This window comes from Paenibacillus sp. CFBP13512, from assembly GCF_005233705.1.
GTDB classification, from domain to species: domain Bacteria; phylum Bacillota; class Bacilli; order Paenibacillales; family Paenibacillaceae; genus Saccharibacillus; species Saccharibacillus nuruki.
Window position 1 is genome coordinate 144755 of record NZ_QGAD01000010.1, and the last position, 17276, is coordinate 162030.

The window sequence follows — 17276 nt, forward strand, 5'->3', positions numbered from 1 at the left end:
TAAAAGACTCATAGTAATTAGTCTAAAGAACTAATGAGAGATAGAAGCATAGAAACGTAACGAAAGAGGCAGAAAAATGAATACGATTTTGGAAACGACGATACCCGTCCACTGGTTATATGTGTGTATAGCCGCTTTAGCTTCTATGGTAGGTTGTGCTGTCATAGTTATTGGCTCTTCGTGGTCTAGCTCTTCGTTGCGTAATCAAAATATGAAAAAAAGACAGCGAATAATTGCTCTTATTGGCGCACTGGCTTTTAGTACGTCTCATATTTTGATCCCTATATCAATGAATGTACCGATTACGATGAAATATTATGGATTACATCTTATATTTACGATTTTGGGTTGTTATGGAGCAGTCTATGCTGCTTCACGGTATGCATTTTCTTCATGGCGCGGATCCATGCAATTTTTTATGACCAGTATGATTGTTGCTGTCACTATTTTAGTTTTTGATTATGCCAATACATTGTATCTATTCCGAGGGTTTTTAATGTGGAATCCTGAATTGATTTGGATGACGATTCCGATAGCTATTTCTATTTGCTTGGCGGTTATGCGCTTATTTTCATTATCTAGTCGTAATCGGGAACATGGTCTACGTTCACCTACAATGATTTTTGGAATCGTTACTTCAGGTATAGGGCTTGCAGGAATACCTTTAATTTGTGCATATTCCGTATTATCTTTTGAACAAATGGGATTGACTGATAAATCGTACCTTATTCCTTATATCTTCATGATTTTTGTAGCAACCAGTCTATATGCTATACCTGATAGTTTTATCTTTGTACGCGAGCAGAAAGAAAATCGTGAAATGATACAACGGGAGCAATACTACAGTTCATTGTATGAGCAGAACCCGGATAGTGTTATCGAATTTGATATTCATGGTGTGATTACAGGCATCAATCGTAGAGCAGAGAAAATGTCTAAAGAAATAGGCAAGCCTTTAATTGGAGTACGTGCTACAGATCTATTAGAAGGGGAACAGAAAACTCTGGCTCAAGATCACCTTGAATTAGTATTAAGCGGACATTCCAGTACGATTGATCTAGAATTACGTTCTGAGCAAGGTCGCATATTATCAATTGCATTAACGTCTATTCCTATTTTTGTCCATGGCAAAATTGCTGGTGCTTATACCATTGCCAAAAATATTACTAAGCGCAAAAGAGATCAAGAAACGATCCGTCACCTTGCTTACCATGATGAATTGACAGGGCTGGCGAATCGACGTTCTTTTGAAACTAGACTATCCATGTATACGATGGTCGATAATCATCATTCACCATTTACGTTATTTTTTATTGATTTAGATCGCTTCAAACGTATTAATGATTTGTTTGGTCATGCTTTTGGAGATGCAGTCATTCGTCATTCCGGTCTGGTGCTCAAAAGCTGCTTGCCTAAAAATAGCTTTGTAGCTCGGATGGGTGGAGATGAGTTCACCGTTATTGTACCGGGATTATCTGATATTGAAGAAATCAAAGCGATCGCAAGCAAAGTGATTGATCGATTTGTACAACCTTTTCATATCGAAAAACATGCGGTTAAATTATCAGCATCGATCGGTATTGCTCGTTTCCCTGAAGATGGAGCATCCGCAGGTGTATTGACACAACGTGCTGATACAGCGATGTATACAGCCAAAGAAAATGGTAGCTCTCAATATCAGTTTTATGATGCTGTATCCGATCAGAGCAGTCTGGAACAGATTATGCTTGAAAATGATCTAGAGCAAGCGATTGATAATAATCAATTAAAATTAGTTTATCAACCGAAGTTCGATATCCGTACTGGATTGATTATAGGGTATGAAGCATTGATTCGTTGGTATCATCCGATTCTAGGTGAGATTCCACCGCTTTCTTTTATACCTTTAGCAGAAAAGTCAGGGATGATTATTGCGTTAGAACAGTGGGTGTTACGTACAGCTTGTTTGCAAAGCAAACAGTGGCAGTGTGAAGGGTATGATGCGGTACCGATCGCTGTTAATGTATCACCTATCCATTTAATGAAACCAGATATTTACGAGACCATTATTAGAACGTTAAAAGAACTCGATTTTGATCCGACATTGTTAGAAATTGAAATTACTGAGAGTGCTATGATGCATAATGAAGATCATGTAATCGATATTCTGGGTAAATTGAAGCAGTCCGGTATATCGGTATCGATGGACGACTTTGGTACAGGATATAGCTCACTTAGTTATTTGCATAATTTGCCGATTGGTTGTCTCAAAATTGATCGTTCCTTTATTCGTAAAATTACTATTGATAAAGACAGTCGTGCAATTGCTGAAATGATTATTTCGATGGCGAAGCAGTTAGGTTTGAAAATTATTGCTGAAGGTGTAGAAACGGAAGAACAAGTGGCATTACTGCGAGAATGGAAATGCTATAATGTACAAGGATTTTATTACAGCCGTCCGCTTTCACCAGAGAATGCTATTCATAGCCGTGTATCATAACTACAAGCATGAATAAGGATTGACACCGTTTTCAGATCATGATAACGTAAAGGCAAGGCTTGTTACCGGTAATGCGGGCAAAACCACATGAGGATACAGTTTTGTATTCCTTTTGTTGTTTTGCCCTTTTTCGTGTTTTCACATGAAAGATAGTCGAAGAAGTAGGTGACTGAATATGATCATTAAGCAAATTTTTAACAACAATATTGTAAGTACACTGGATGATAATCATCAAGAATTACTTATCCTCGGCCGGGGTATTGGATTTAATTCTCATGTAGGCGACGCGATCCATGAGAATCAGATTGAGAAGATATTTCGCTTACAAGATGCAACGATTTATGAGAAATTCAAAGCAACTGTGATGCAGGTTCCGATTGAAATTTTGCAAGTGACTGATGATATTGTCAGTCTGGCACGTACACAGTTAAATAAAACGATCAGTGATGGCATTTATGTCTCTTTATCCGATCATATTCATTTTGCAACAGAACGTATTCAGCAAAATATGATTGTTCGTAATCCGCTATCGTGGGAAGTACAACACTTCTACAAAGCAGAATACGATGTTGCCAAAGAAGCGTTGACATTGCTCAAAGAACGATTGAATATAGCATTTCCCAAAGAAGAGATTTGCAATATTGCTTTGCATTTTATCAATGCCGAAGTGAACGATTCGATGAATGATGTCACTCACTTGATGCAGTTGCTTCAGGAGATTATGAATATTATTAAGTATCATTTTAATATCGAATATGATGAAGACAGTATTAGCTATTTCCGCTTTATTACACATCTCAAGTACTTCTGTCAGCGGGTGATTACCCATGCTAGCTATGATGATGCAGAAGAGTATCTGTATGATGTCGTGAAAAAGAATTATCAAGAAAGTTTTAACTGTATTCGTAAAATCAAAACGTTTATTCTGAAAAATTACGGTTATACGATGACCCACTCTGAACAATTGTATCTTACCTTACATGTAGAGCGTTTGGTCAAAAATAAACCGGTACAATAAAATAACCAAGGCTTGTTACTGCTCTGGCAGGCAATACCTGAATGATTAGACCTATCTAGGATACGTCTGTTCGTTCAGGTTTTTTTATTGGCAAAATCACACCAATATAGGGGTATAGGAGAAGATGAGCATATGAGCCATTCACAAACAGCCAAACAAATCGTCGAAGCTGTAGGAGGAACAGACAATATTAATTCGGTGTTTCACTGTATTACACGTCTACGATTCGATCTGAAAGACAACAGTAAAGTCAATTCAAACGCTTTGAAATCAATAGATAAAGTAATGGGCACCAATATATCAGGAGATCAATTTCAAGTGATTGTCGGTAACGATGTTCCTAAAGTATTCGACAGTCTCGTAGAACAGTATCCGGCGTTACAAAATAGTGAGAAAACCACTTCAAAAGAAGACAGTACCCATTCTTCATCTAAAAAGAAAAATGTAATTTCCAGTATTTTTGATGTGATTTCTGGTGTGTTTGCACCGATTTTGCCAGCGATTGCTGGAGCTGGTTTACTCAAAGGATTAATCGCTTTACTGGTATCTCTAGGATGGATGTCCGCAGGTACCGATACGTACCGTATTATTTCAGCGATTGGTGATGGAGTATTTTACTTCTTACCAATACTACTAGCTGTAAGTGCTGCTCGTAAATTTGGAGCGAATCCTTATGTCGCTGTGGCGGTTGGAGCATCATTGTTATATCCAGATATGGGAGCGTTATTGTCGTCTGGTAATGGAGTAAGCTTTATCGGGATTCCTGTTACGGCTGTAAGTTATGCTTCATCAGTTATTCCTATTTTATTATCGATCTGGCTAATGTCTTATGTGGAAAAGTATGTAGATCGGTATATGCCTTCTTCACTTAAATTGCTATTTGTACCGCTGATTACATTATTGGTCGTTGTGCCAATTACTCTTATTTTGATTGGACCTTTAGGTACGTTTATCGGTGATGGATTGTCTGGTGTGATCAACTGGTTGATCGCTAAAGGCGGAATCTTTGCAGGTATACTTATCGGTGGAACAATGTCGTTATTAGTGATGACTGGTATGCATTATGCGCTTGTGCCTGTCATTATCAGTAATCTAGCGAAGTTCGGTGTGGATAAATTTTTGCCGATTACTTATATCGCTAATATGGGACAAGCAGGAGCTACATTCGGTGTGTTTTTCCGGGCAAAAGATAAAAAGTTAAAATCATTAGCATTGTCTACAGGATTAACAGCGCTAATGGGTGTAACTGAACCTGCGATTTATGGTGTCAATATTACGTATAAAAAGCCATTTCTAGCAGGACTGATCGGTAGTGCGGCAGGGGGAGCAATTGCTTTAGGATTTGGAGCGAATGCTTATGTACTGGCGGGTAATGGTGGTATTCCAGGATTGCCTGCTTTGATAGGGCCTACATTCGTGTACTCTTTACTCAGTATGGCAGTCGCTTTTATCGTCGCAGTGATTGTCTCTTACATTCTAGGTATCAAAGAAAACGGAGTGCATCCAGCAGAGCAAGAAGTTGTTCCTTCTGCACCCGTAGAATCGGACAGTATCGCTACTTCTACATCTGTTAATTTAGCATCTGAACAGATTATGTCTCCGATGAATGGACAAGCGATTGCGTTGCAAGAAGTGAACGATCCTACATTTGCAGATGAAATGATGGGCAAAGGGATTGCTTTTGTACCTTCTGAAGGTATTTTGGCATCGCCAGTGACAGGCACAGTACTGAATGTATTCAAAACCAAACATGCGATGGTGATACGTAGTGAGCATGGAGCAGAGATCCTTATCCATGTAGGAATCAATACTGTCAAATTGCGCGGAGAGTTCTTTGAAGCTCATGTGAAGACAGGCGATCAAGTAAATACAGGTGATCTATTGCTGACATTTGAATTGGATAAAATCGCTGAACAATATGATATTACGACAGCGATGGTTGTGACGAATACCAATGATTATCAACAGATTGAACCGATTCAAAAAGGCAATATTCAGATCAATCAACCAGTATTACAGCTAAATCTATAATGAATCACGATCTAACATTTCATTCTAAAATGATAAATATTTCAATATAAAGGAGCTACTTATATGACAACAGAACACGTTTTTCCAAAGGATTTTTTGTGGGGCGGAGCGATTGCAGCGAATCAAGCAGAAGGAGCTTTTAACGTTGATGGTAAAGGGCTATCGACAGCGGATATGGTATCGTATACCAAAACGAAAAATTACAGTGATATTGCTTCCTTAATGCATCGTTCTAGTGAGTCGATAGAGAAAGCATTGCAAGATCCATCAGCCGAAGGATATCCGAAGCGTTACGGGATCGACTTTTATCATCATTACAAAGAAGATATTGCATTATTTGCTGAAATGGGCTTTAAAGTATTTCGTTTATCGATTGCATGGACTCGTATTTTCCCAAATGGAGATGATGCACAGCCTAATGAGCAAGGGCTACAGCATTATGAAGATTTGTTCAACGAATTACGTAAATACAATATCGAGCCTTTAGTGACTCTTTCTCATTATGAAATGCCGATGAATCTGGTACTCAAATATGGTAGTTGGAAAAATCGCGCAGTGATTGGATTCTTTGAACGTTATGCAGAAACGGTGATGACTCGTTATAAAGATCTGGTGAAATACTGGCTTACGTTTAACGAGATTAATACGACCATTATCGAACCTTTTACAGGAGCAGGAATTATTACTGATCGAGAAGAGAACCCACAACAAGCAGCGTATCAAGCATTGCATCATCAATTTATAGCCAGTAGTCTGGTAACAAAGCGTGCGAAAGAAATCAATCCTGAATTTCAAATCGGTTGTATGTTAGCACGGATGTTACATTACCCTGCGACTTCCAAGCCAGCTGATATGATACAGTGTCAATTCGATAATCAAATGAATCTGATGTATACAGATGTACAGGTACGAGGAAGCTACCCGCCGATTACCAAACGCTTTTTCGCTGAAAACGATATTCAGATTCAGATGGAAGCAGAAGACGAAGCTATTTTGAAAAAATATACGGTAGATTTTATCTCATTTAGTTATTACATGACACTGATTTCTACTGTAACACCAGAAGACTATGGAGTGACCGGTGGGAATCTATTTAGCACTGTCAAAAATCCATATCTAGAAGTAACCGAGTGGGGATGGCAATTAGACCCTGAAGGTTTACGTTATGCGCTCAAAGAAATGTACGATCGTTATCAAGTGCCTTTATTTGTAGTTGAAAATGGTCTTGGCGCATCAGATGTACTTGAAGCAGATGGTACGATTATCGACGATTACCGAATTGAATATTTCAGACAGCATCTAGGGCAATTGAAAGAAGCTATTCAAGATGGAGTAGATGTGATGGGTTACACCAGCTGGGGAGCTATTGATATTATCAGTGCTTCTACCTCTGAAATGTCTAAACGTTACGGATTTATCTATGTTGATCAAGATAATGAAGGACAAGGTACACTGAAGCGCTTTAAAAAGAAAAGTTTTGATTGGTATAAAAAAGTGATTGCTAGTAATGGTGAAGATTTGAGTTAAAAGGTAAGAACAATAAATATCCAAATCATTTCTAAAAAGAAAACCCTAAGTTCTGTGGTATACAGAGCTTAGGGTCTTTTCTATTGAAAGCTATATGCAATCATACAGATTATGCCGTAGAGCAGGCTAATCATATATACGGTCTATTCATGAGTACAAATCAATGACTTATGATGTAGTCGTCTTGGTCGACGTTTTCTCACGGAAAACAAAGAATAAAGCGATAAGCATTAATACTACTCCGATTAGACGCTTAATACCAAAGTGAATCGTTGCACTTTCAAACCATCCAAAGTGATCAATAGCCATACTAGCGATCAATTGACCAACAATAACCGAGATAACAGCAGCCGTAACACCGATCTTAGGAACAGCCAACACCATCAATGACAGATAAATGACTCCAAAGATTGCACACAGTAACTGCCATTTGGGAACTTCATGGATATTCAAAATATTACCTTGTCCAAAGAAATTGACAATAATCGTTAAGAAAATCGCTCCTGTGAAAAAAGTGAAAAAAGCACTTTCTATCGTTCCGATCTTATTGCCGAGTGTACCATTAATAGCTGATTGAATACCTAATCCGATACCTGCTAGTAAAGGAAGAATTAACATCACTATATTCATAAAGTTGACCTCCTATAAGACTAAGAAAAACGACACAGTAAGCAAAACAACAGCTACCAATCGATTGACATTAAATTTGATTTTGGGAGAACCAAGCAGTCCAAAGTGCTCAATAATAATACTGATCACAATCTGTCCAATAATAACGGCTGTGATCGATATGCCTACACCGATTAACGTTACACTAATGACGAGTAGAGCAAGATATACAACACCTAGCAGACCGCCAAGAAGATTCCATTTCGGTACTGTAAAGATAGCACCCAAGTTACCTTTACCAAAAAATAAAGTGACTAGAAAAGTAGCCATAGCTCCGATAATAAAAATGTAATACGTACTTTCTAATTCACCTACGTGTTCACCTAGCGCACCGCCGATCGCAGCTTCGATACTTAGAGACATACCAGCGATAATTGCCGCTAGATAAATCAGTACTTTACGCACATTATTCACTCCTTTTATATAAATATCTCGAATAATCGATATACATTCAAAAAAAGAAACTAGCTTTGTTCAAATGTCTTCATCTAAGAACTTAGCTATTTTCTTAATTGTGTCTTCATTACGACGATAATAAGTCCACTGCCCGTAACGCACAGCTTCTAGAAGACCTGCCTTTTGCATAATAGATAAATAATGTGAAACCGTTGACTGAGATAAATTCACCTTATCATGAATATCGCCTACACATACGCCACCTTTGATACTGACCTCCTTAGGCAAGTGTGCTTGTTGTTGGGGAAAGTTCTTCTCAGGTTCTTTCAACCATTTCAATATATTTAGACGTGTCTCATTAGAAAGAGCTTTAAAGATATCGATTTCTGTCATAAATGCTATTATATCGAATAATACCGATATGTCAAACTGGATCTTTTCTGTTAGTATAGATAGAATTATGACTTTTGATATTAGAACCTGGTCTTAAGACGTGATATACTATTCAGAAGTGGGAACACTTATATTATGGTTGAATAAAGGAGATTACTCATTTGGATTATCAAAAATGGATTGCACCCGAACAATATAACCTGACGTCAGAAATGGAACGTCATGATGCTAATAAGATTGCTTTGAAATGGTTAAATGAGCATGATGATTATGCTGAGATCACTTATGGTGATTTGTTGAAAAAGGCAAATCGTTTGGCAAATGGATTAGTTAAGTTAGGATTAGAAAAAGGAGATCGTGTATTGGTCATGGTACCAAGACAGATTATTGCTTATGTCATTTATCTGGCTTGTCTAAAAAGCGGATTAGTGATTATCCCTTCTTCAGAGATGCTACGCGCTAAAGACTTAGCGTATCGTTTGGATCATTCTCAAGCCAAAGCAGTGATTGCATGGTCTGATGTGATGAATGAAGTCGACAAAATTGAAGACGAGTTACCTTCTTGGAAGCATCGTATTGCTGTATCTAATGAAGAGATTGCCTTGTCAGATCAATGGGTTGGACTGGATGAACTGATGAATGGACAATCTGAAGAATTTACAGCTATAGATACTCGCCGTGATGATATGGCGATTCTAGCGTATACTTCAGGCACAACAGGTAATCCTAAAGGCGTAGTGCATACTCATGGTTGGGCATATGCTCACCTTCGTATTACTTCACCATGGCTTGATATTCGTGATACCGATAGTGTATGGGCAACAGCGGCACCGGGCTGGCAGAAGTGGATCTGGAGTCCTTTCTTATCGGTTCTAGGTAATGGGGCGACTGGATTTGTCTATAATGGAACATTTCATCCCAAACGTTACTTGCACTTGCTTCATGATTACAATATCCAAGTGCTTTGCTGTACACCGACAGAGTATCGGATTATGGCCAAAATCGAAGGGTTAGATGAACATAAATTACCTAACTTGCGTAGTGCTGTTTCTGCGGGCGAACCGCTTAACCAAGAAGTCATTCATACCTTTAAGCGACATTTCGATATCACGATTCGTGATGGTTATGGACAGACTGAAAGTACCTTGTTGATCGGGAACTTGATTGATACCGAAATTCGCTTAGGTTCTATGGGTAAATCGATGTCACCAGGATTAGTAGAAGTAGTAGACGAAGAGGGGATACCTGTAAAAGCTGGACAAGTAGGAGATATCGCTGTACGAATGGATATGCCTGCATTGTTCCAGACGTATTACCTTAATCCAGAACGTAAACAGGTCAACGTTCATGGCGATTATTTTGTAACTGGCGATCGTGCTTGGAAAGACGAAGACGGATATTTCTGGTTTGAAGGTCGTGGCGACGATATTATTATCAGTTCCGGTTATACGATAGGGCCTTTTGAAGTAGAAGAAGCTTTGATGAAGCACAAAGCAGTGAAAGAATGTGCAGCAGTGGCCAGTCCTGATGAAGTTCGTGGTCATGTAGTTAAAGCATTTATCGTGCTACAAGATGGAGTCGAAGAGACTCACGAATTGATCAAAGAGCTACAAACTCACGTCAAAGAGTGGACAGCCCCTTATAAATACCCGCGTAAAATCGAATTTGTGAGCGATCTACCGAAAACCAGTTCTGGCAAAATTCGCAGAATTGAACTAAGAGAACAAGAAAAGAAGAATAATAGCGTGTAATTGCTAGAAAATAGAATAATTAAATGATAAACCACTGAAAATAGCTCATATTTAGCTATTTTCAGTGGTTTTTTTGTTTTTTTAGAAAAGGGAGCAATCCTAATAGATAAGCATTTTTTTCGATCACCAACGATATGCCAACGACTATAAATATAATTTCAACATATGAAAAATTCACAATAATAAAACCAAAATTACTCGCATCATACGCAAAATCAAGACAACTTCGACGCTCAATCAGAAAAAATAAATAACACATCTCTATAATAGATACAAATACAAAATAATACGGCTATTACTGAATAAAAGTAGTGTTTAACTACTTCTGATTCAGTAATAGCGCTAATTTTTGAGCTGTATCGTATTCGGGTAACGCTATATTTACTAAAATTTGTACATCTGGAACATCTATAGATTGAAATGAAATATGTTCAAATGCTAATTCTTTGACTACAGGATGATGTATCAGTTTACGTCCTTCAGGAGCATCCAAAACCTCATGTAATTCCCATAATTGTTGAAATTCTATACTGTGCTGTTGAAGATCAAGAATAAAATCAGCATACCAATTATCTTCGATAAAACGGGCATAGTGTGCACGAAGCTGAGCAACAAGGCGAAGAGCATGATCTTTCCACTGAGCTCCTTTTAAAGCCAAAAATGCAGGAGACATAAAGGTTTGCCATAATAAATTACGTTCTCGTGTATTGAAATGATCATAATCGCCATACACCACTGAGAAGGCTCTATTCCAGGCTACGATATTTAACTTCGCATCTATAGCACAAGCAGGAGCATGACCTAATTGATCTAGAAAACGTTGCAACGTATCACTCACTTGCAAAGGAGGGCGTTCAGTCTCCGGTGGTAATTGACGATGAGCTAACAAAAAGAGATGCTTACGTTCAGAATCATCTAATTGAAGAACACGAGCAATACTTTCTAAGACTTGATTAGAAACTTGAATATCTCTTCCTTGCTCAAGATAGGTATACCAATCGATACTTACTCCAGCCAGCATAGCCACTTCAGCACGACGTAACCCGGGGGTACGTCTACGTCCATTTTCAGGTAATCCTACATGTGCAGGTAATATCCGAGCACGACGATTTTTGAGAAAAGCTCCTAATTCCAATTGACGATCTAATTCTAGCATAGTAACCTCCTATAAATTATTTTGTACATATATTCAATATGAATAGACTGGGATAAAAAATCCTAGTATAAATGCTCATCTATTTAACAGAGTTCTCCTATTATACACTAGGTTCAAGAATGAGGGAGGATGATAAAAATGAATATGATTTCAAAAAAAGTTGTACTGATTACAGGAGCTAGTAGTGGCATTGGAGAAGCCACTGCACGGGTATTATCTGAAGCAGGAGCGTATGTAGTATTAGGAGCACGACGTACAGATCGCTTAGAGCATGTCGTCGAAGAAATCAGAGCAGCAGGAGGACAGGCAGAGTATTATACTCTTGATGTAACACAATTAGAGCAGATGAAAGCATTCGTCGATTTTGCCAAGCAAAAATTCGGAAAAGTTGATGTATTCATCAATAATGCTGGGGTCATGCCCTTGTCTCCATTGAATAGTTATAAAGTAGAAGAATGGAATCGAATGATTGACGTCAATATTCGTGGAGTATTACATGGAATTGCAGCCGGTTTACCGGTTATGGAGCAACAAAAATCAGGTCATTTTATAAATATAGCTTCTATAGGGGCTTACGAAGTGAGTCCAACCGCCTCAGTATATTGTGCTACTAAATTTGCCGTACGTGCAATAACAGAAGGATTGCGTCAAGAATCAAGTGGAGATATTCAAGTGACACTGGTTTCTCCAGGGGTTACTGAATCTGAATTGGCTGATAGCATATCGGATGAACAAGCTCGTATAACGATGATCGAATATCGTCGTATCTCCATACCAGCTCATGCTATTGCTAACGCTATTTTGTATGCAATACAGCAACCAAAAGAAGTAGATGTTAATGAGATTATAGTAAGACCAACAGGCACACATTCATCATAAATCAGTGCAACATATTATTTTGAAATAAGATCAAAGCTACCTTTAAATTAGAGGTAGTTTTTTTCTTTGGACACCCATAAACAAATGAATAATGTAATACATATTAATACTTTTATGGTATAAAAAGGATTAAAAGATATAAATATGATCGAAGTATGTCGAAAATTGCCTCTAACCCTAATCTTTTTGTCTATATTGTTCGATATTTAAGATATAACGTTATAGTAACGTTAGGTTGGAGGATACGATTATGTTTATTTTTTTGATCAGTTTAGTGAGCTTGTTTTTACCCTTTTTATTTCTTACGACTTTAGCGATAAATGTAATTTTGAGAAACCCCAAACATTCTTTGCATCGACTAACGATGCTGGTTATGTTTACATTGGGATTAATTTTTTTAAGTGATTTTTTAATGCATACTTTAGAGTTTCAATATGGACAAATGATTTTTTCATTTTTAGGCTATAATCTATCTTTTTTAGCAATGACTTTACTGATTTACTTTTTTGCTAATTTGAGTCGTTTGCTTATTCCTAAATACATTGTTCATTTGCTAGCTTGTATTCCACTTATAGGTATTCCTTTGCTAAATGGATATCCTTACTTATTTAATATTTCTATTACACAAAGTGAATACTGGCGCGTCGAAGAACGTACGTTGTCATTTGATGTGATGTTTATTATTATTGCTCTTTATAGCTTGACTACTCTTATTACATTTGTAGTCCTTAGTTACCGCAAGATGAACGGCTCACTATTGTATCAACGTGAGAAACGTATGATGGCAACGATTATTCGAGGAAGTATTGTGGCAGCCATATGGTTAGTAGTTACTTTTGTGTATACTTCTTTCTGTGGCGAGATCAGTTTTTTTCCTATCGCAAGTTTGCCCGCATACGCAGGGATGATTCTCGCTATTACCCTTCATATTGCAATGCACAAATATAACTTTCTAGCAGCAGCTGAACGCCGGTATAAGCTTTTATTTACATTATCGAGTAGCGGTATTGCTTTGATGAATCGAGATGGTATCGCAGTCGAAGCTAATCCTGCATTTCGCTTATTAACAGCGGTATCTGAATCTCAAGGTGAAATTGATATTTTGGCAATGATTCAGCATGAAGATAAAGATAATTATCGAGATCGTTTAAAAAAAGCATTTGAAAATCGTACGATATTACAGAATTCTCAAGTACAGATCCGCAATTTGACGGGAATGTCTTACATTGTCGAAGTGAATAATGACTTTTTGGAGATTGATGGTGAACTGTATTGTTATCTATTAGTACGTGATATTACAGCTCAACAGCTAAATGAAGCTCAATTAATCGAACTAGCTTACAATGATCCACTTACAGGACTAGCTAATCGCTTTCAATTTAACCGTAAATTATGGATGGCTGTAGATAATATCAATCAGCAGAGTAATAAAGTGGTTGTTATGCAAATTGATCTGGATCATTTCAAATGGATCAATGATACGATGGGACATTCAGCTGGAGATATTTTGTTAAGACATGTGGCTCAGTTGTTACAACAATATGTTCCTCCTCATGCTGTTGTCGCTCGTATGGGTGGAGATGAATTTTCGATTATGATAGAACTGGCTCCTGATGAAGGTGAAGAGATTGCTATTGGGATAGCCAATCAGATTCTTCATGCTTTTGAAGAGCAAGTGGTCATTGTAGGAAAATATTATAGAGTTTCTTGTAGTATCGGGATATGTATTTCTCCGGATGATGGCGAAGATTCAGAAACATTACTACGTCATGCAGACACAGCTATGTATGTCGCCAAACGCTCAGGTCGAAATCAATACCACTTATTTACCAAACAATTGAAACGATTAGCTGAAAAACATTTATTGCTACAACAAGGATTAGAGAACGCTCTTCATCGTGGAGAATTTTCGCTTGTATATCAACCTCAAGTGAATAGCCATACTCAACAAGTATTTGGCGTAGAAGCTTTATTGCGGTGGAGTTCACCTGATCTAGGGATTGTGTCACCAGTAGATTTTATTCCGATAGCCGAACAGAATGGAGCGATCCGGCAAATCGGAGAATGGGTGATGAAAGAAGCTGCTCAGCAAGCGGCATTATGGATCAAACAAGGACATACTGATCTGCAAATGTCGGTCAATGTATCAGCTAGTCAACTAAGTGATCCTAACTTTGCCAAAAAAGTAGAATGTATTCTCAAAGAAACCGGGTTGCCGGCTCATCTACTATGTCTCGAATTTACAGAAAGCGAAGCCATTCGTGAAGAAGATCAAATTCTAAAAGTATGTAAATCGCTTGTCGATATGGGCATTGCTTTAGCTGTTGATGATTTCGGGACAGGATATTCCTCAATGAGAACTATTACACGCTTTCCTTTTCAATTTATCAAAATCGATCGTTCATTGATCTATGATATTGGTACCAATCCACGTAATGTTGCTGTTGTCCGTTCAGTCATAGAATTAGCTCAACAGTTAAATATGAATGTGATAGCAGAAGGAGCAGAAGTTGAAGAGCAAGTAGAACTGTTATCTCAATTAGGATGTTTTCAAATTCAAGGCTACTATTATGGTAAGCCGATGAAAGCAAAAGATATCGAACGAAAGCTATATCGTGATCTAGAAGAAAATACTCGGATTGATCAGGCGTTATAAATTACATCAGAATAAAATAGATAAGCAGTTCTTCGATCATTAAGGAGAACTGCTTTTTGTTTTGTCATACAGTGGATCAATAGAGAAATAACAAAAGCTTTTGATTTTTTACAGTTGAACATATATGCTACGATTAGATGTAAATACAGGATCAGACTAGAAGTACTCTATCATAAATATTGAAAAAGGATGGAAAAGGAGGAATACGGTTGACATTGCAGCAGCTCCGGTATGCTATCGAAATCGCTAACTGCGGTTCAATGAATGAAGCAGCCAAACGTCTTTTTATCTCTCAACCGAGCCTTTCCAATGCGATTAAAGAACTTGAAAATGAGTTAGGTATTATTATCTTTGATCGTACCAATCGAGGAATCAGTATTTCTATCGATGGAATGGAATTTCTGGGTTATGCACGTCAGATTATAGAACAGACTGAATTAATCGAGAATCGCTATCATGGTAAAAATCGCACACAAATTCATTTCTCTGTATCTACACAACATTATGCTTTTGTTGTAGACGCTTTTGTTAAACTCATGAAGCAAAGTGATGTCAGCGAATATAGCTTTCATTTAAGAGAAACACAGACATATCCGATTATTGAGGATGTTCGTTCTCTGCGAAGTGATATTGGAATTTTGTATATCAATGAACGTAATTTCAAAGTGATGAATAAACTATTTAGTGACGGAAATCTCAAATTTACCCCGTTGTTTAATACAAGTCCTCATATTCTGATTCGCAGTACACATCCCTTGGCACAGAAAGAAACCGTGAAAATGGATGACTTGTTGGGTTTTCCATATATTACGTTTGAACAAGGGATTAATAATTCATTACACTTTTCAGAAGAAATGCTTAGTATTCGGAGCAATGAGAAAAGTATTAAAGTGAGCGATCGAGCTACATTATCTAATCTATTAATGGGCACAGATGGGTATACTGTAGGAACAGGTATTTTAGTATCCGAACTTAATGGAGATCAGTTAATCTCTGTTCCTGTCGAAACCAATGAAACGGTAACGATTGGTTGGATTGCTCATAAAGATCGACAACCTAGTGATATTACCGCTCAATATATCGAACTACTGAATGATATGATCTCTCAGAACTTACTTGATCTGAATCAATTCTTATTATGATTACACTTATACAGGAGGATTCTATGCTCAATCCAGTCATCGGCACCAAACGAAATAAGCCTCCTTTTCGCTATGATATCGTTGGAAGCTTTCTTAGACCGGACGATCTGAAAGACGCTCGTCTGCAATATGAACAAGGCGAAATTACAGCTGATCAATTAGCAGTGATTGAATATGAAGAAATTGCTCAATTAGTAGAAAAGCAAAAAGCGTTAGGACTACAAGTGATTACAGATGGAGAATTTCATCGTTCGTGGTGGCATCTAGATTTCTTCCTAGGTATTCAAGGCACTCAGAAAATTTATCTCAATCAAGGCACAGGTGGACAAGATAGCAAAACACGCACAGAAAGTTTTCAAATTGTAGATAAAATTTCTTTTGCTAATCATCCGATGTTAGCTCATTTTCATGAACTACAACAGTTGTCTGGAGATCGTATAGCCAAAATGACGATTCCTTCACCAGCGCTATTTCATTTTGTAGAACACTATAACGGTAATGATGTCTATTCGGATCAAGAAGAACTGTTTACAGACATTATTGCGGTCTATCAACAAGCAATTCAAGCATTCTATGATGCCGGTTGTCGCTATTTACAACTAGATGATACCACATGGGGAACGCTATGCAGTGGTAGACATCGTGTTCATTTGCGTAGTCGTGGACTTGATCCTGATCAATTAGCCGAAGATTATGTACGGTTAATTAATGAAAGTATAGCTCATCGTCCAGAAGACATGACGATTGCGCTACATGTGTGTCGGGGTAATCTTCGTTCCACATGGTTTGCCGCAGGCGGGTATGAGCCGATTGCTGAGACTTTATTTGCACATGCACAAGTCGATGCTTTTTTTCTAGAATATGATAACGAACGTTCTGGTGGATTTGAGCCGTTACGATTTGTTAAAGATCAGTTTGTTGTTCTAGGGTTAGTTACTACCAAACATGGTGGACTTGAAAGCAAAGAAATGCTCAAAGCTAGAATCGCTGAAGCCGCACAAGTGGTAGATCTGAATCAACTTTGTCTAAGCACGCAGTGTGGATTCGCTTCGACTGAAGAAGGCAATATGTTAACCGAAGAAGAACAGTGGGATAAGATTCGTCTGGTGATCGAGACAGCGAATGAAGTATGGACTCAGAACGGTTCATAATATGCTTTATACAATACCCCTGTTCCTT

At 37.8% G+C, this 17276-nt stretch carries 13 protein-coding genes; 9 read left to right on the top strand and 4 right to left on the bottom strand.

Features of this window, described 5'->3' with window-relative positions; genetic code table 11:
- Positions 1 to 76: 76 nt before the first annotated feature.
- The 4 genes from PaeCFBP13512_RS15415 (at position 77) to PaeCFBP13512_RS15430 (ending at position 7055) form a co-directional block, all read left to right on the top strand.
- Positions 77 to 2479: a bifunctional diguanylate cyclase/phosphodiesterase gene (locus tag PaeCFBP13512_RS15415; RefSeq protein ID WP_137224237.1), complete on the top strand. Its 2403-nt coding sequence runs from the start codon at positions 77 to 79 to the stop codon at positions 2477 to 2479.
- A gap of 175 nt (positions 2480 to 2654) precedes the next feature.
- Positions 2655 to 3497, top strand: coding sequence for a BglG family transcription antiterminator LicT (gene licT, locus PaeCFBP13512_RS15420; RefSeq protein WP_137224239.1), 843 nt, complete (start codon positions 2655 to 2657; stop codon positions 3495 to 3497).
- Positions 3498 to 3629: 132 nt separating this feature from the next.
- Positions 3630 to 5528 (top strand): beta-glucoside-specific PTS transporter subunit IIABC, encoded by a 1899-nt coding sequence (locus tag PaeCFBP13512_RS15425; protein WP_137224241.1) that lies wholly within the window; start codon positions 3630 to 3632, stop codon positions 5526 to 5528.
- A gap of 63 nt (positions 5529 to 5591) precedes the next feature.
- On the top strand, positions 5592 to 7055 hold the full coding sequence (locus PaeCFBP13512_RS15430) for a 6-phospho-beta-glucosidase (protein WP_137224243.1): 1464 nt from the start codon (positions 5592 to 5594) through the stop codon (positions 7053 to 7055).
- A 168-nt stretch (positions 7056 to 7223) separates the two neighbouring features.
- Here the strand turns inward: PaeCFBP13512_RS15430 and PaeCFBP13512_RS15435 are convergent, their stop codons facing one another.
- The 3 genes from PaeCFBP13512_RS15435 to PaeCFBP13512_RS15445 all read right to left on the bottom strand — a co-directional run bounded on the left by PaeCFBP13512_RS15435 (position 7224) and on the right by PaeCFBP13512_RS15445 (position 8513).
- The gene (locus PaeCFBP13512_RS15435) at positions 7224 to 7685 is read right to left on the bottom strand and encodes a DMT family transporter (RefSeq protein ID WP_137224245.1); all 462 of its coding nucleotides are present in this window, start codon (positions 7683 to 7685) and stop codon (positions 7224 to 7226) included.
- 12 nt (positions 7686 to 7697) lie between these two features.
- Positions 7698 to 8129, bottom strand: coding sequence for a DMT family transporter (locus PaeCFBP13512_RS15440; RefSeq protein WP_083243468.1), 432 nt, complete (start codon positions 8127 to 8129; stop codon positions 7698 to 7700).
- 69 nt (positions 8130 to 8198) lie between these two features.
- Positions 8199 to 8513, bottom strand: coding sequence for an ArsR/SmtB family transcription factor (locus PaeCFBP13512_RS15445; protein ID WP_069327612.1), 315 nt, complete (start codon positions 8511 to 8513; stop codon positions 8199 to 8201).
- Positions 8514 to 8725: 212 nt separating this feature from the next.
- Here PaeCFBP13512_RS15445 and PaeCFBP13512_RS15450 point away from each other — a divergent pair, with 212 nt between their 5' ends.
- Complete coding sequence (locus PaeCFBP13512_RS15450) at positions 8726 to 10264, top strand: acyl-CoA synthetase (protein WP_137224370.1); 1539 nt, start codon at positions 8726 to 8728, stop codon at positions 10262 to 10264.
- Positions 10265 to 10583: 319 nt separating this feature from the next.
- Here PaeCFBP13512_RS15450 and PaeCFBP13512_RS15455 read toward each other — a convergent pair whose 3' ends face one another.
- Positions 10584 to 11420, bottom strand: coding sequence for a helix-turn-helix transcriptional regulator (locus PaeCFBP13512_RS15455; RefSeq protein ID WP_137224247.1), 837 nt, complete (start codon positions 11418 to 11420; stop codon positions 10584 to 10586).
- 138 nt (positions 11421 to 11558) lie between these two features.
- Between PaeCFBP13512_RS15455 and PaeCFBP13512_RS15460 the strand changes: the two genes are divergently transcribed.
- The 4 genes from PaeCFBP13512_RS15460 (at position 11559) to PaeCFBP13512_RS15475 (ending at position 17248) form a co-directional block, all read left to right on the top strand.
- Positions 11559 to 12299, top strand: a complete 741-nt coding sequence (locus PaeCFBP13512_RS15460; RefSeq protein ID WP_137224249.1) for an SDR family oxidoreductase — start codon at positions 11559 to 11561, stop codon at positions 12297 to 12299.
- 442 nt (positions 12300 to 12741) lie between these two features.
- Positions 12742 to 14955 (top strand): putative bifunctional diguanylate cyclase/phosphodiesterase, encoded by a 2214-nt coding sequence (locus tag PaeCFBP13512_RS15465; RefSeq protein WP_161594283.1) that lies wholly within the window; start codon positions 12742 to 12744, stop codon positions 14953 to 14955.
- A gap of 209 nt (positions 14956 to 15164) precedes the next feature.
- Positions 15165 to 16097 carry a LysR family transcriptional regulator gene (locus PaeCFBP13512_RS15470; protein WP_137224253.1) on the top strand — a complete coding sequence of 311 codons (933 nt, stop codon included), beginning with the start codon at positions 15165 to 15167 and terminating at the stop codon, positions 16095 to 16097.
- 23 nt (positions 16098 to 16120) lie between these two features.
- Entirely contained in the window at positions 16121 to 17248 is a 1128-nt protein-coding gene (locus PaeCFBP13512_RS15475) for a 5-methyltetrahydropteroyltriglutamate--homocysteine S-methyltransferase (RefSeq protein ID WP_069327607.1), read from the top strand.
- The last annotated feature ends 28 nt before the right edge of the window (positions 17249 to 17276 follow it).

Coding starts and splice junctions, on each gene's coding strand:
- PaeCFBP13512_RS15425 (WP_137224241.1), top strand. CDS start 3,630: ATGAGCCATTCACAAACAGCCAAACAAATCGTCGAAGCTGTAGGAGGA.
- PaeCFBP13512_RS15460 (WP_137224249.1), top strand. CDS start 11,559: ATGAATATGATTTCAAAAAAAGTTGTACTGATTACAGGAGCTAGTAGT.
- PaeCFBP13512_RS15430 (WP_137224243.1), top strand. CDS start 5,592: ATGACAACAGAACACGTTTTTCCAAAGGATTTTTTGTGGGGCGGAGCG.
- licT (WP_137224239.1), top strand. CDS start 2,655: ATGATCATTAAGCAAATTTTTAACAACAATATTGTAAGTACACTGGAT.
- PaeCFBP13512_RS15435 (WP_137224245.1), bottom strand. CDS start 7,685: ATGAATATAGTGATGTTAATTCTTCCTTTACTAGCAGGTATCGGATTA.
- PaeCFBP13512_RS15455 (WP_137224247.1), bottom strand. CDS start 11,420: ATGCTAGAATTAGATCGTCAATTGGAATTAGGAGCTTTTCTCAAAAAT.
- PaeCFBP13512_RS15465 (WP_161594283.1), top strand. CDS start 12,742: ATGATTTTTTCATTTTTAGGCTATAATCTATCTTTTTTAGCAATGACT.
- PaeCFBP13512_RS15450 (WP_137224370.1), top strand. CDS start 8,726: ATGGAACGTCATGATGCTAATAAGATTGCTTTGAAATGGTTAAATGAG.
- PaeCFBP13512_RS15445 (WP_069327612.1), bottom strand. CDS start 8,513: ATGACAGAAATCGATATCTTTAAAGCTCTTTCTAATGAGACACGTCTA.
- PaeCFBP13512_RS15415 (WP_137224237.1), top strand. CDS start 77: ATGAATACGATTTTGGAAACGACGATACCCGTCCACTGGTTATATGTG.
- PaeCFBP13512_RS15475 (WP_069327607.1), top strand. CDS start 16,121: ATGCTCAATCCAGTCATCGGCACCAAACGAAATAAGCCTCCTTTTCGC.